Origin of the sequence: Halomonas sp. HG01 (assembly GCF_000968715.2) — a bacterium.
GTDB lineage: Bacteria > Pseudomonadota > Gammaproteobacteria > Pseudomonadales > Halomonadaceae > Halomonas > Halomonas halophila.
The window spans coordinates 284,252-297,833 of the sequence record NZ_CP022134.1 but is presented as its reverse complement, the minus strand read 5'-3'; the positions used below and the strand labels follow the sequence as shown (position 1 = coordinate 297,833).

The window sequence follows — 13,582 nt, the reverse complement described above, 5'->3', positions numbered from 1 at the left end:
GCCGCTCGCGCTGCGGCACTATGCCCCACCGGCTGCGCTCATAGCCATTTGACGCGCCGGAACCACCACAGCAGCCCGACGCCGATCGTCAGCATCGTGCCCATCACGATGAAGTAGCCGTAGCGGTAGTCAAGCTCCGGCATGTGGCTGAAGTTCATGCCGTAGATGCCGGCGATGAAGGTCAGCGGCACGAAGATCGCGGTGATCACCGTCAGCACCCGCATGGTCTCGTTGAGCCGGTGCGAGGACAGCGACAGGTGGCCGTCGATCAGGTCACCGCAGATGTCGTAGTACATCTGGGTCAGGCTGTGCAGCCGCTCGAAGCGCTCGTGCACGTCGTTGATGGCATGCAGGGTCTCCTCGTTGCCGCGCGGCAGGTGAGCGTAATCGTAGGCGGTGATCTCCTGGGTGATGCCCAGGTGGTAGTTGTAGAGGCGGCGCATCTTCACCAGCCGCGAGCGATAGCCGATCAGCCGTCGCATCAGCTCGTCGTTGCCGTTCTCGACCAGGGCGTCCTCGAGGTCGCTCAGCTCGGTCTCGAAGGCCAGCAGGCCGTCCAGATAGTAACCGGCGGAGGCATACATGACGCGCAGCGCCACGAACGCCGGCGACCGCGCCAGCAGGGCGCCGGCATCCTGACTCATCAGCCGGTCGATGCTCAGCGCCAACCCGGGATGCAAACTGATCAGCAGGCGTTCGCCGAGCAGGAAGGCGATCCGCTGGGGCTCGTAGCGAAGCTCGGCGTCGAAGGAGGAAATGCCGCGATAGAGGATCAGGGTATGGTCCTCGAACTCCTCGATCTTCGGCGGATGGCGCTCGCGGTGCACGTCGTCGATGGCCAGCGGATGAAAACCGAAGCCTTCCAGGAAGGCCCGCTCGTCCGCCAGGGACTCGCCCTGCAGGTCGATCCACAGATGGCTGTCGGGACGTTCTCGCCAGCGTGCGATCAGCTCCTCGCCGCCGCGGAGTTCGGCCTCGCCCGGCACCACCAGCAGTGTGCGTATCATCGCTCGGTCATCCTTTGACGGGACAATGTCGGCATCTTGCGGCATGGGCCGGCGTTTGCCCACCCCGCACGCGGCCATCCATCAGCTCGCCTTGCCACATCCTGTCCGGAGCCATCATGTCCCCACCCTCTCGCGTCGCCGACGTCTTCCGCACCTTCCTGCTGCTGGGCCTGACCGCCTTCGGCGGCCCCGTCGCCCACCTCGGCTATTTCCGCCAGGAGTTCGTGGTGCGCCGCCGCTGGCTCGACGAGCACGCCTACGCCGACCTGGTGGCGCTGTGCCAGTTCCTGCCGGGCCCGGCCAGCAGCCAGGTCGGCTTCGCCCTGGGCCTGCTGCGCGGCGGCCCGCTAGGCGCCCTGGCCGCCTGGGCAGCTTTCACCCTGCCCTCGGCGCTGCTGCTGATGGCCTTCGCGCTGGGCGCGGGAAGCCTGTCCGGCCCGCTCGGCAACGGCCTGCTGCACGGCCTGAAGGTGGTGGCGGTAGCCATCGTCGCCCATGCCGTCTGGGGCATGGCGGGCCGCCTGTGCCCCGACCGGCGCCGTGCCACCATCGCCGTGGCCGCGACGCTGCTGGTGCTGGCGGTGAATGGCCCGATGGGCCAGCTGCTGGCCATCGTGCTCGGCGCCCTGGCCGGCGGGCTGATCTGCCGCGAGGCCGGCCAGGTACGACCGGCGGTGCTGAACATCGGCCTTGGCAAGCGCACGGGCGCCGCCTGCCTGCTGGCCTTCGCCGGCCTGTTGATCGGGCTGCCGCTGCTGGCCCAGGCCGGCATCGGTCAGGGCATCGCCCTGGTGGACGCCTTCTACCGTTCGGGCGCGCTGGTGTTCGGCGGCGGCCATGTGGTGCTGCCGCTGCTTGAGGCCGAGGTGGTGCAGCCGGGCTGGGTATCGCCGGACGCCTTCCTCAGCGGCTACGGCGCGGCCCAGGCGGTGCCGGGGCCGCTGTTCACCTTCTCGGCCTATCTGGGCATGGCCACGAACGGGGTGCCCGGCGCGCTGCTGGCGCTGGGGGCGATCTTCCTGCCGGGGATGCTGCTGCTCGCGGGGACGATACCGTTCTGGAACGCCCTGCGCACCCGTCCGGGACTGCAGGCGGTGATGCGCGGCGCCAACGCCGCGGTGGTCGGCCTGCTGGCGGCGACGCTGTACCAGCCGGTGTGGACCAGCGCGATCCTGGGGCCGGCGGAGTTCGCGCTGGCCCTGGTGGGCTTTCTGCTGCTGACGATGTGGCAGCGCCCGGCCTGGTGGGTGGTGCTGCTATGCGGCCTGGGCGGCATGCTGCTGGGCCTGCCGTCGTCGCCCTGACCGCCTGGGGCCAGTCGGTTGGCCCAGACATGTGGCCCCAGACGCAAGGACCGCCCCGGAGGGCGGTCCTGTCGAGCACGGTGGGGCGAACCCGGTGAGGTGAGGGGCTCAGGCCTCGGCGTCGTGGGCCGCCTTGAGGCGATAGAACTCCTCGACCACGGCGTCCATGGTGCAGGCGTCGTAGTCGCAAAGCCCGCTGACCACCAGCTTCTTGGAGCCGGTGCCGACTTCCTCGCCGCCGGCCATGATGCGGAACTCGAGCAGCGCATCACCACGCTTGCCGACCACGTCCAGCGACGCATCCGCCAGTTCCAGCCCCGGCTCGATGCCGTCCAGGCGCTCCAGCGAGAAACCCATGCTGTCGTAGATCACCAGCGGACGCTTGGGATTGAACATCACGCCGCGGTCTTCCATCAGCGGTTTCAGGTAGTGCGGGAAGTTCTTGCCGGAGAAAGCCACGTAGCAGCGCGTGAAGGCCTCGACCACGGCTTCGTCGCGGGTGATGTCACCGCTTCGCTCCACCTCGAGATAGCACTTGCCGCTGTCGTCGCGCACCCGGATCCGGCCGTCGTCGTCCTCGTCGAAGGCCAGCGGCACCTCGGCGCCGACCATGCTCAGGAAGCGGAAGGTCATGTGCTGGGAGAGGCCGTAACGAGCCAGGACCAGGGCGAAGAGCAGGTCGCCGGGCACGCAGAAGCGCCGCGCATCCGGGTTATGAATGGGGTTGAAGTCACCGGCGACGCGCTTGGCGAAACGGCTCGCCTGCTCGGCGGTGATGCAGAGCCGCGAGTCCGTGCGCGAGTGGTAATCATCGAGAAACATGCGTCGAGAGCCTGCCCTGAAGTCGTTGGCGATGCGATTCCGGTCATCACCGGAGGGAGCAGATGATGCCACAATTTTTCCCGCTTCGGGCGCCGAATCCCGACATCCGACTGCGACCTTAGCGTTGATCCGCTCCGCTATCCCCTACCAAAGGGGCAATCCCGTCGGCGCCACGTCTCAGTAGGCTGTTGGGTGAACCCCCTTTTTCCGGATGCTCCACACACTTCACCACGGGATGATCGTCGCCATGCAGACACTCCATCGTTCACCGCCTCGCTCTCGCTTGCCCGCCGCCCGCTGGTTGGCCCTTGCCATGCTGTCGCTGCTCGCCTCGCCCGCCGCCGCCGCGACAGGCTCGCTGGACCTGACCCAGTCGTTCGTCGGCGGCCTGGCGGTGATGATCTTCGTGCTGGCCTATGCGCTGGTCATGGCCGAGGAAAAGCTCCACATGCGCAAGTCCAAGCCGGTGCTGGTGGCGGCGGGCCTGATCTGGGGGCTGATCGGTTGGGTCTATGTGCAGTCCGGGATGTCGAGCGAGTCGGAACATGCCTTCCGCATCACCCTGCTCGAGTTCACCGAGCTGATGCTGTTCCTGCTGGTGGCGATGACCTACATCAACGCCATGGACGAGCGCGGCGTCTTCGATGCCCTGCGCGCCTGGATGGTGCGCAAGGGCTTCAGCTACCGGACCCTGTTCTGGATGACCGGCGTGCTGTCGTTCGTGATCTCGCCGGTGGCGGACAACCTGACCACGGCGCTGCTGATGTGCGCGGTGGTCACCAAGGTCGCCGAGGGCGACAAGCCCTTCATCAACCTGGCCTGCATCAACATCGTGGTGGCGGCCAATGCCGGCGGCGCCTTCAGTCCCTTCGGCGACATCACCACCCTGATGGTCTGGCAGGCCGGCATCGTGCACTTCCAGGAGTTCTTCGCCCTGCTGGTGCCGTCGCTGGTGAACTTCCTGATTCCCGCCGCGGTGATGAGCTTCTTCATCAAGAACCGCGTGCCGGCCAGCCTCGAGGAGGATGTCGTCCTCAAGCGCGGGGCGCGGCGCATCATCGTGCTGTTCCTGCTCACCGTGAGCACCGCCGTGGCCTGTCATACGCTGCTGCATCTGCCCCCGGTGCTGGGCATGATGACCGGGCTCGGCTACCTGCAGTTCTTCGGCTACTACCTGCGCCAGACGCTGCCTCGCTCGCTGGAGCGCAAGCGCACCCTCTACACCCAGCGCGGCGACTGGAAGATGCTCGAGCAGCTGGGCAGCGTGGTGCCCTTCGATGTCTACAAGCGGGTGGCCCGGGCCGAGTGGGATACCCTGCTGTTCTTCTACGGCGTGGTGATGTGCGTGGGCGGGCTGGGCTTCATGGGCTACCTGGCGCTACTCTCCGACGCTCTCTACACCGGCTGGAACGCCACCGGCGCCAACATCGTCCTCGGCGTCATCTCGGCGGTGGTCGACAACATTCCGGTGATGTTCGCGGTGCTGACCATGGAGCCGGAGATGTCCCACGGCCACTGGCTGCTGATCACGCTCACCGCCGGGGTCGGCGGCAGCCTGCTGTCGGTGGGCTCGGCGGCCGGCGTCGCGCTGATGGGCCAGGCGCGGGGCAACTATACCTTCATGGGCCACCTGCGCTGGTCACCGGTGATCGCCCTGGGATATGCCGCCAGCGTCGTCACTCATCTGTGGATCAATGCCGGCAGCTTCGGCGTCTACGGCTGAGAGCGGGCTCGGCGGCAGTGCCGCCGAGCCTCATGACCACAAGCAGAAGGGGCCAATTTGCATTATCTTTTCGTCATGCACTGATAAAGGTAAGCTGTGCCGAAACGCTCAGCGGGCCCCGCACCGTCCACCTCGGCAGAGGCGCTCCGAGAGATGCATAACGATAACCCCCGACGAGTCGACAGGGAGATAGCGCCATCGTCCCCATCCTGTTCGCCTTCATTGCCGGCTCCCGGATGGAGCCCTATCCGCGCCACCCGAAGCCTCCAACTGCCATGCCGCCCGCCCAGTGGCGTTACCCCCAAGCTCGTGTCATGGCCGGGAGGGCCCGAATGCTCCGGCGTGTGGTAATGGCCATTGGCCTCGCGCTGCTGAGCGTCGCGCCATGGGTCGCGGCGGACCAGGGAGACGATGACGAGGCACAGACGGTGCTGCTGGTCGCCCATCCGGACGTCACCACGCAATCGCTGACCCGCGATATCACCCGAGCGCTCTTCGCCATGCGACAGCGTACCTGGCCGAACGGACAGGCCGCCCGCATCTTCGTGCTGCCCAACCGCCACCCCGTGCATGCCCGCTTCGTCAAGCAGCGGCTATCGGTCTATCCCCACCAGCTACAGCTGGCCTGGGATCGTGCGGTGTTTTCCGGCACGGGGCAGGCCCCCGAGCGAGTGAGCACCCAGGCGGAGATGCTCGAACGAATTGCCGACACCCCAGGCGCCCTGGGCTATCTGGAAAGGGAGAAGCTGGATGACCGCGTCCAAGTCATCACCATGGAATAGGACACGCCTTTTCGGGGCTGTCGGCGCGATGCTGCTGGCCATTGCCGTCCCGGCGCAGGCCGAACCAGGCAAGGTGCTGGACACCCTGCAGCTGCACGGCTTCCTGAGCCAGGCCCTGGTCATCACCGACGACAACGACTTCTTCGGCCCCAGCAGCGATCATGGCGGCAGCCTGGAATTCACCGAGATCGGCGCCAACGTGTCGCTGCGCCCCCACGAGGATGTCCTGCTCGCCGCCCAGGTGCTCAGCCGTCGAGCCGGCGGCGAGCGCGGCGATGCCGAGCCGAAGCTGGACTACGGCCTGATCGACTATCAGCTTCAGTCGAATCAGCAGCGCAATATCGGCGTGCAGCTGGGGCGCTTCAAGAACCCCTTCGGTTTCTACAATCAGACCAGAGACGTGGCCTTCACCCGCCCCGGCATCCTGCTGCCGCAGTCGATCTACTTCGATCGCACCCGCTCGCTGGCACTTTCCGCGGACGGCGTGCTGAGCTACTACGAGGAACGTTTGCCTCAGGGCACCTTGAGCTTTCAAGCTGGCGTCGGCCGCGTCCAGGCCGGCGACGACCTGCTCGAGACCCTTCGACTGGACCGCATTCCTGGCGATCTTGACCCGGACACCTCCGCTATCGCCCAGCTGCGCTACGAGCATGACGGCGGTCGCATCATCACCGCCCTGAGCCATGCCGATGTCGGGGCTCGCTTCGACTCGCACCAGAGCGGCCTCAGCGATGGCGACTTCTACTTCCGGCCCTGGGTGCTGTCACTGCAGTACAACGCCGAGCTCTGGAGCCTCACCGCCGAGTACGCGCTGCGCAACTCCGGTCTGGAAGGCTTCAACGACCCGCGCTTCAACTTCGATACCACCGGCGAGAGCTGGTACCTGCAATACCAGCGGCGCTTCCTCGACGACTGGCAGTGGCTGGTACGCTACGACCGTCTCGTGGCCAACCGGGATGATCCCTCCGGCGACGATTACGCCGCCAGCGGCGCCGGCCCGGACCACTCGCAGTTCGCCCGGGACTGGACCTTCGGCCTGCAATGGACGCCCACGCCGCGGATCATGCTGGCCGGCGAATATCACTACATCGATGGCACCGGCTGGCTGCCTGCCCAGGACAACCCCGACCCGTCGGACACGGACCGCTACTGGGACATGCTGCTGTTCCAGATCGCGTTTCGCTTCTAGCCCTGTGCGGACCGCTCCTTCATGACAGCCAAGGAACCGGCGACATGACCCTGCCCCCGCTGTTTCGCCAGCGCCGCCCCCTGAGCCTGACCTGGCGTGTGATCGCACTCAGCAGCCTGCTGCTGCTGGTGCTGGTCTCATTGTTCAGCTGGCTGAGCCATACCACCCTGACGCGCCAGTTCCAGGAAAGCCGCCTGCAGCAGCATGCGCTCCATCACCGCGAGGTGCGCCTGATCCTGCAGCGCTCGGAAGAAGGGCTGCGCCAGCTGGCCGGCCTGGCCGCGGCCTCCTCGGGATTGGGCGAGGCCCTGGAAGCCGACGATCACGCCGCCGTGCGTGCCTCGCTGGCGGCCCAATGGCCGAGCCTGCAGCTGGACGCGGGCATCGACGAGATCCGGATCTTCGACACCCGGGGCGAGGCGATGGCGCACTGGGGCAGCGCGCCGGAGCACAGCGGACCGATCCAGGACTGGATCTCACAGGTGATCCGTACGGAGACACCGCTGACGACCCTGCGCTGCGACGTCGGCTGCCGCCAGTATGCCGCCGTGCCGGTACTGATCGACGGGCGCAGCGTGGGCCTGGTCATCCTGTCGCGCACGCTCGCCGACGTGATTCTCCAGGTCAAGTCGGTCTCGGACAGCGAGGTCGCGCTGCTGGCCGCCTCTTCCCGCTCAAGCAACGACGCCGTGCCGGCTCGTCGGCTGTCCGCGTGGCAAGGCGAGCTGCTGGCCCTGACCGAGGAGCAGCCGGGCCTGTCACTGCTGCGACGGGCCGCCGAGCGGGTCTCGCTGGACACGCTTGCCGACGGCCCGTTACAGCTGCCCCACGCGCAGCGCCTGAAGGAACTGTCGGCCATTCCCGTGACCCGGATTCGATCCACTGACGGTGCCGGCTACCTCCTGCTGATCTCGGATATCACCGACCAGGTGCTCGCCATCAACCACGACACCCGGGTCCTGCTGGGCGCTGGCGTGGCCGGCTGGCTCGCCGCCGAGCTGCTGCTGCTGGCCATCCTGCTCGGCCCCATGGCGCGTCTGCGGCGCGTCGCCGGTGTACTGCCGGCCCTGGCCCGTGGTGGCTTCGACGAGGCCCGCCAGGCCATCCCCGCCACCTCGAAACGCTGGCCCGACGAGATCGACGTGCTCGAGGGCACCACGGTCGAGCTCTCCCGGCAGCTCGAACGGCTCGAAGGCGAGGTGCAGGCCCGGGGCGAGCAGCTCGCCGAGCGCGTCGACGAACTGGCTCGGGAGCGCGACTTCGTCAGCGGCCTGCTCGACACCGCCCGGGTGTTCATCATCGCCCAGGACAGCGCGGGGCGTATCAGCCTGGTCAACGCCTATGCGCTGTCGATCCTCGAGGTCGACGAGACGACGCTGATCGGTCGCCGCTTCGATGACATCTTCCCGCTGCCCGGTCATTCACCGATCGCCGATGCCGCCGGCGCCGAGGAAGAAGAGCGCCCCCTGCTCACCGTGGATGGCCGGGTCCACACCATCGTCTGGTATCACGCGCCGCTGACCGGCGGCGGCGACGCCGGCATGGCACGCCTCTCGGTGGGGCTCGACATCACCGAGCGCAAGGCCGCCGAGGGCCGCCTGACCTGGCTGGCCGAACGCGACCCGCTGACCGAGCTTCACAACAGGCGTCACTTCCAGGAGCTCGTGCAGGCGGCGCTGGCTCGCGGCGGCCAAGGGGCCCTGCTGCTGCTCGACCTGGACCAGTTCAAGGAGGTCAACGAGCTGAGCGGCCATCACGCCGGCGACCGGCTGCTGCGGGAAGTCGCCGACGTGCTGCAGTTCCATGTGGGACGACGCGGCAGCCTGGCTCGGCTGGGCGGCGACGAATTCGCCCTGCTGCTCGAAGGCGCCGATGCCGACCGGGCGATCGGCACGGCGCAGCAGTGCAACCAGCTGCTCGAGGCCATCCAGTTCCGGGCCAGTGGACGACTCCACCGCGCCATCGCCAGCATCGGCATCGTCCAGTACCCCGCTCACGGCGACACGCCCGCCGACCTGCTGGCCAGCGCCGACGTGGCCATGTACAAGGCCAAGGAACACCACCACCAGCGCTGGCACCTGCTCTCCACGCTGGAGAATGCCAAGAGCGAGCTGAAGGAGCGGGTCTACTGGGTCGAGCGGCTGCGCAAGGCCCTGCAGGAAGACGATTTCGTGCTGATGGTGCAGCCCATCATGCGCCTCGAGGATCGCGACGTGAAGCACTACGAGGTGCTGGTCCGGATGCGCGAGGAGGACGGCAGCCTGGTCTCGCCAGGCCACTTCATCCCGGTTGCCGAACGCAACGGCATGATCGTGCAGCTGGACCGCTGGGTACTACGCCACAGCCTCCAGGCATTGAGGCGGCTCCAGGCGCGAGGCATCAACCTGGCGGTGAATCTCTCCGGTCAGTCGCTGCACGACAGGGGGCTCGAGCAGTTTCTCGCCGAGGAGCTGGCCGACAGCGGCGCCGATCCGCACCAGCTGATCCTCGAAGTGACGGAAACCGCGGCGGTCACTGACTTCTCCACGGCTCGGGGCGTGCTGCAGGCGATGCGCGACCTGGGCTGCCGCACCGCTCTCGACGATTTCGGGGTGGGATTCAGCAGCTTCCACTACCTGGGGCAGCTGCCGGTGGACTACATCAAGATCGACGGCTCCTTCATCCGCCACCTGACCGACAGTTCCGACAGTCGTGTGATCGTCCGGGCCATCGCCGACCTGGCCGCCGGCTTCGGCAAGCAGGCCATCGCCGAGTTCGTCGACAACGAACAGGTGCTGCCGCTGCTCAAGGCCTACGGCATCACCTACGGCCAGGGCTTCCACCTTGGACGGCCACGACCGCTGGCCCCCCTTCTCGACGACGATGCCTGATCCAGGCCCACCCCCACATGACGACACAGGGATGCACAGCCATGTCCTCGACTACCGCGAAGGAGACACCACGCCGCTCACGGGTCCCCGCTCACCTCTTCGACCGCTTCCGCGAGGCCTTCACCTTCCGACTGGCCAATGACGAGGAGACGCGGCGTCGCATCTTCCGGCTGCGGCACGATGTCTACTGCGAGGAGCTGGGCTACGAGGCGCCGGCGGACCCGCTGCATCATCTGGAGTTCGATGCCCACGACGAGCACGCCATCCTATGCCTGATCGAGCATCGGGACACCGGCCTCTCGGCCGGCTGCATGCGTCTGGTGCTGCCGGAGGACAGTCGGAATGACGGGGTCCAGCGTCTGCCCCTGGAGGACTACGCCGGCGAAAGCCTCGAGCATCCCAGGCTGCATCCGCAACGCTTCGCCCAGGAGACGGTGTGCGAGGTCTCGCGACTGGCGATCTCGCCACTGTTCCGTCGACGCTCGACCACGGAGGAAATAGAGGGCCTGCTGCATGCGCGACATGCCTTCACGCCCGAACAGCGCGAGACCTTCCCACTGATCGTGATCGGACTCTTCCTGGCCACCTATGTTCTGCTAGGACTCTCAGGTCGCCCTCATGCCTTTGCCATGATGGAGCCACGACTGCCGCGACTGCTCTCCATGTCGGGTTTCCTGTTCACTCCAGTCGGTCGCATCATCGATTTCCACGGAAAGCGCGGCGCCTTCTACATCGACCAGCGGCAGGTCGAGTACGAGATGAATCGCGACCTGCTGCCGCTCTATCGCGACATCAAGCGCACGCTGGCCTCGCAGCTGGAGGGCGCCCGGCCCCGGCAGACGGTCGACGCGCCTTCCTGAACCGATGCCGACAGGCACGGCCCTGGATACAGCCGCTCGGGCCAGTCCAGCAGCATGATCGCCAGCACGTTGCGATGCTCGCCCCGGTCGAGGTCGGTGCCACCCGACTCCGAGGGCACCATCCCGGCCACCGGATCGTATGCCGCCACCAGCGCCTCGCGCAGGCGCACCACGGCCGGCGCCTCCCCGCGCTCGGCCAGCAGGAAGCTGATGCCCACCTCGGTGTAGATGTCCTCCTTGGTGTCGGTCAGTATCCGTGCCAGCCCGGCGGAGAACGCATCGAGCACCCAGGCGAAATCGTCCGCCGATACCGGCTTCTGGTAATAGTCGCTGGCGGCGATCACGAAGTGGGTCATGCCGTAGATCTTGTTGCGATACAGCGCCTGGCTCAGCGTCGCGTCCCGCGAGGGAGAGAAACGTGCGCGGAAGGCGGCGATCGCCTCGCCGCGCAGGTCCGCCACGCCCAGATCGTCCAGGTAGTGGACCAGATTGGCGACCTGGGCGGCGTAGACGTCGAGCACGGCCGGGTCAGTCACGAAGGCCCGGAAATCCACGCCCGCCAGATAGTCCAGCGCGCGCCGATGGCCGGGCAGGTCTCGGTCGTTGAGCAGCCCGTGGTAGAGCGCCTGGGTCAGGTCGAAGGCCAGCCCCTTGGCGTAGTGGATCTCGCCCCAGTCGGCGAGCATGCGCTTGCGACGGCGCTGCTTGGCGGTGCGCTCGGGGTAACCCTCGACGCCCTCGCGGCCGCGCCGGGCCGCGTAGCCGGGCTCGTCCAGCCGGGCGATCTCCTCCCGCAGCGACGCCACCAGCCGCTCTCCGTAGTCGCGATTGAGCGGCAGCCAGCGCGCCTCGCCGGTGATGCGATACATCCGCTGGGCATAGTGACGCTGACTGCCGACCGATAGCGCCGGCAGGGCCCGTTCGTAGGTAGCGCGAATCTCGGCGGCCACCGCCTCGTCGCTCGGCCGCGGGGCGGGCTCGAGGGCACAGCCGGCCAGCAGGAGCGCCAGCGCCCCGCCGACCAGCCAGCGCCATGGGGCGTGCCGCTTCATGAGGACCTCCTGCGCCGACGCGAGCGCTTCGGGGGAATCAGCTTGACCCGCGCCTTGGGCCGGCGCGGCGGTGCTGGCGGCGATGTCTCGCCATCCGCCTCGCTCGGCGCCGGGGGCGGAGCCACCGTCACCCAGGCGAAGACCGGCAGAGCCAGGCGCCAGTGGATGGCCGACAGCCGCAATCCCAGGGTGGTGGCCAGCGACGCCGCCACGTTGAACACGAAGGGCGTTCCCAGCGCGTCCAGGCCCACCAGCACCACCCCACCGGCAATGGCAGCGGTGGCGTAGATCTCCTGGCGCAGCACCATGGGCACGCGGCGCGCCAGCACGTCGCGCATCATCCCGCCGGCCACGCCGGTCAGCAGCCCCATCAGCACCGCCACCACGCCGGGCGCGTCCAGGGTGAGGGCCTTGTGAGTGCCGATCACGGTGAACAGCGCCAGGCCGAAGGCATCGGCCACCGGCAGGAAGACCCGCGACAGGCGATGGATATAGTGGAAGCCGAGAATCGAGAGTCCCACCGTGGCCAGGATCACCCACAGGTAGGCGGGGTCGCCGACCCAGAACACCGGCCGCACGCCGAGCACCAGATCACGCAGGGTGCCACCGCCGATACCCGTCATCGCGGCCAGCACCAGCATGCCGAAGGGGTCCATGCGCGAGCGGCAGGCAAGGATCACCCCGGAAAGCGCGAAGACGATCACCCCCGCCATGTCCAGCCAGTAGACCCATCCCGTCACGTCACGCCTCCCTGTTCGTGCTCGTCACCAGCATAGCAGTCGGCACGGCGTGGCCGTGGGCAATGGGCCAGGCGGTGCCCCTCCTGGCCAGGAGCGTCAACCATGGCCGAAGCGCGCCAGCTGCATCTCGCTCAGCCGGCTCAGAGTCCGGCGAAAGGGAAAGGCCAGGTGCCCCTGCCGATAGAGCGCCTCCAGGGGGACCTCTGCCTCGATATAGAGCGGCACGCCACGGTCATAGCACTCGTCGACCAGAGCGATGAAACGCCGCACGCCATCGTCCTGATGGGTCAACGCCGGCAGCTCGCGATCGCCGGCCTCCACACGCTGGCTGGCATCCTCGGTGCCCCGGGCGATGCCGCTCATCGCCGGCCCCCCATCGAGGCGCGGCACCTCGCCGATCAGCACATGATGGAAGCGATCACACAGATCGATGAAATCCAGCGCCGACAGCGGCGCCTCGCACAGGGCCTCGAAGCGGCACCACAGTACCGTCTCGCTTTTCGCCTCCACCGGGATAGCCCGGTGGCCCAGCTCGACGGGACTGGCGTCATGGCTCTGCCCCGCATTCAGGGTGTCGAATACCGTCACCAGGGGCGTTGGCCGCTCTCGCTCGCGCACCCAGTAGCGGCACTGCTCCGCCCCGGGATGGAGACGATGATCCTGGTCACCGTCCAGGTGCACCACCTCCAGGTGCCGGGTGATCGCCGCGATCGCCGGCAGGAAGCGCTCGCGATTGAAACCGTCGGCATAGAGCGACTCCGGCGCCTGGTTGGAGGTCACCACCAGCACCAGCCCCCGTTCGAACAGGGCGTCGAACAGGCGCCCCAGCAGCATGGCATCGGCGATGTCGTTGACGAACAACTCGTCGAGGCACAGCACCCGCACCTCGTCGGCCAGCTCCGCGGCCAGGCGGCGCAGCGGATCGGGCGTACCGGAGAGCTGGAACTGGCGTCGATGCACCCAGCGCATGAAGTGGTGAAAATGCCATCGCCGGGACGCCACCCCGAGCCCGGCATGGAAGCGGTCCATCAGCCAGGTCTTGCCGCGCCCCACGGCGCCCCATAGATAGACGCCCTCCACCACCTGATCGCCGCGCGCCAGGGCCCGGTGAGTCTTCTCCAGCGCCTCGACGGCCCGCCGCTGGGCGACATCATCGACGAAGCCATGCCGTTCCTGGGCCTCGCGATAGGCCGCCTCTGGGCCACTCGGACCGGACCGGTTCGTCGCGGCCAT

General features: G+C 67.7%; 11 protein-coding genes. 6 read left to right on the top strand and 5 right to left on the bottom strand.

Annotated elements, in window-relative coordinates; genetic code table 11:
• Nucleotides 1–38: 38 nt before the first annotated feature.
• Nucleotides 39–1,007, bottom strand: coding sequence for a magnesium transporter CorA family protein (locus tag UN84_RS01375; protein WP_046079493.1), 969 nt, complete (start codon nt 1,005–1,007; stop codon nt 39–41).
• A 116-nt stretch (nt 1,008–1,123) separates the two neighbouring features.
• Here UN84_RS01375 and chrA point away from each other — a divergent pair, with 116 nt between their 5' ends.
• On the top strand, nt 1,124–2,311 hold the full coding sequence (gene chrA, locus UN84_RS01370) for a chromate efflux transporter (RefSeq protein WP_046079494.1): 1,188 nt from the start codon (nt 1,124–1,126) through the stop codon (nt 2,309–2,311).
• Nucleotides 2,312–2,419: 108 nt separating this feature from the next.
• Here the strand turns inward: chrA and UN84_RS01365 are convergent, their stop codons facing one another.
• Nucleotides 2,420–3,133: a DUF3581 domain-containing protein gene (locus tag UN84_RS01365; protein ID WP_046079495.1), complete on the bottom strand. Its 714-nt coding sequence runs from the start codon at nt 3,131–3,133 to the stop codon at nt 2,420–2,422.
• Between the two features lie 247 nt (nt 3,134–3,380).
• On the opposite strand from UN84_RS01365, the gene nhaD reads away from it, so the two are divergent.
• From nhaD to UN84_RS01340, 5 genes are all read left to right on the top strand, one after another.
• Nucleotides 3,381–4,856, top strand: coding sequence for a sodium:proton antiporter NhaD (gene nhaD, locus UN84_RS01360; protein ID WP_046080425.1), 1,476 nt, complete (start codon nt 3,381–3,383; stop codon nt 4,854–4,856).
• Between the two features lie 332 nt (nt 4,857–5,188).
• A complete protein-coding gene (locus UN84_RS01355) occupies nt 5,189–5,638 on the top strand; it encodes a hypothetical protein (RefSeq protein WP_202020706.1) in 450 nt (149 codons plus the stop codon).
• Between the two features lie 28 nt (nt 5,639–5,666).
• Nucleotides 5,667–6,827, top strand: a complete 1,161-nt coding sequence (locus UN84_RS01350; RefSeq protein WP_046079497.1) for a hypothetical protein — start codon at nt 5,667–5,669, stop codon at nt 6,825–6,827.
• Between the two features lie 44 nt (nt 6,828–6,871).
• Nucleotides 6,872–9,697 carry a bifunctional diguanylate cyclase/phosphodiesterase gene (locus UN84_RS01345; protein WP_046079498.1) on the top strand — a complete coding sequence of 942 codons (2,826 nt, stop codon included), beginning with the start codon at nt 6,872–6,874 and terminating at the stop codon, nt 9,695–9,697.
• Between the two features lie 41 nt (nt 9,698–9,738).
• Complete coding sequence (locus tag UN84_RS01340) at nt 9,739–10,557, top strand: PEP-CTERM/exosortase system-associated acyltransferase (protein ID WP_046079499.1); 819 nt, start codon at nt 9,739–9,741, stop codon at nt 10,555–10,557.
• Here the strand turns inward: UN84_RS01340 and UN84_RS01335 are convergent.
• From UN84_RS01335 to zapE, 3 genes are all read right to left on the bottom strand, one after another.
• Entirely contained in the window at nt 10,479–11,609 is a 1,131-nt protein-coding gene (locus UN84_RS01335; protein WP_046079500.1) for a DUF3541 domain-containing protein, read from the bottom strand. The two genes, UN84_RS01340 and UN84_RS01335, sit on opposite strands and share 79 nt — an antisense overlap.
• Complete coding sequence (locus UN84_RS01330) at nt 11,606–12,349, bottom strand: trimeric intracellular cation channel family protein (RefSeq protein WP_081945779.1); 744 nt, start codon at nt 12,347–12,349, stop codon at nt 11,606–11,608. Before UN84_RS01330 ends, UN84_RS01335 begins: the two co-directional genes overlap by 4 nt.
• A gap of 96 nt (nt 12,350–12,445) precedes the next feature.
• Entirely contained in the window at nt 12,446–13,582 is a 1,137-nt protein-coding gene (gene zapE / locus UN84_RS01325; RefSeq protein ID WP_046079501.1) for a cell division protein ZapE, read from the bottom strand.

Excerpts from the sequence above, each read along its gene's own strand:
- UN84_RS01345 (WP_046079498.1), top strand. The coding sequence starts at position 6,872 with ATGACCCTGCCCCCGCTGTTTCGCCAGCGCCGCCCCCTGAGCCTGACC.
- zapE (WP_046079501.1), bottom strand. The coding sequence starts at position 13,582 with ATGGCCGCGACGAACCGGTCCGGTCCGAGTGGCCCAGAGGCGGCCTAT.
- UN84_RS01355 (WP_202020706.1), top strand. The coding sequence starts at position 5,189 with ATGCTCCGGCGTGTGGTAATGGCCATTGGCCTCGCGCTGCTGAGCGTC.
- UN84_RS01375 (WP_046079493.1), bottom strand. The coding sequence starts at position 1,007 with ATGATACGCACACTGCTGGTGGTGCCGGGCGAGGCCGAACTCCGCGGC.
- nhaD (WP_046080425.1), top strand. The coding sequence starts at position 3,381 with ATGCAGACACTCCATCGTTCACCGCCTCGCTCTCGCTTGCCCGCCGCC.
- UN84_RS01340 (WP_046079499.1), top strand. The coding sequence starts at position 9,739 with ATGTCCTCGACTACCGCGAAGGAGACACCACGCCGCTCACGGGTCCCC.
- chrA (WP_046079494.1), top strand. The coding sequence starts at position 1,124 with ATGTCCCCACCCTCTCGCGTCGCCGACGTCTTCCGCACCTTCCTGCTG.
- UN84_RS01335 (WP_046079500.1), bottom strand. The coding sequence starts at position 11,609 with ATGAAGCGGCACGCCCCATGGCGCTGGCTGGTCGGCGGGGCGCTGGCG.
- UN84_RS01350 (WP_046079497.1), top strand. The coding sequence starts at position 5,667 with ATGCTGCTGGCCATTGCCGTCCCGGCGCAGGCCGAACCAGGCAAGGTG.
- UN84_RS01365 (WP_046079495.1), bottom strand. The coding sequence starts at position 3,133 with ATGTTTCTCGATGATTACCACTCGCGCACGGACTCGCGGCTCTGCATC.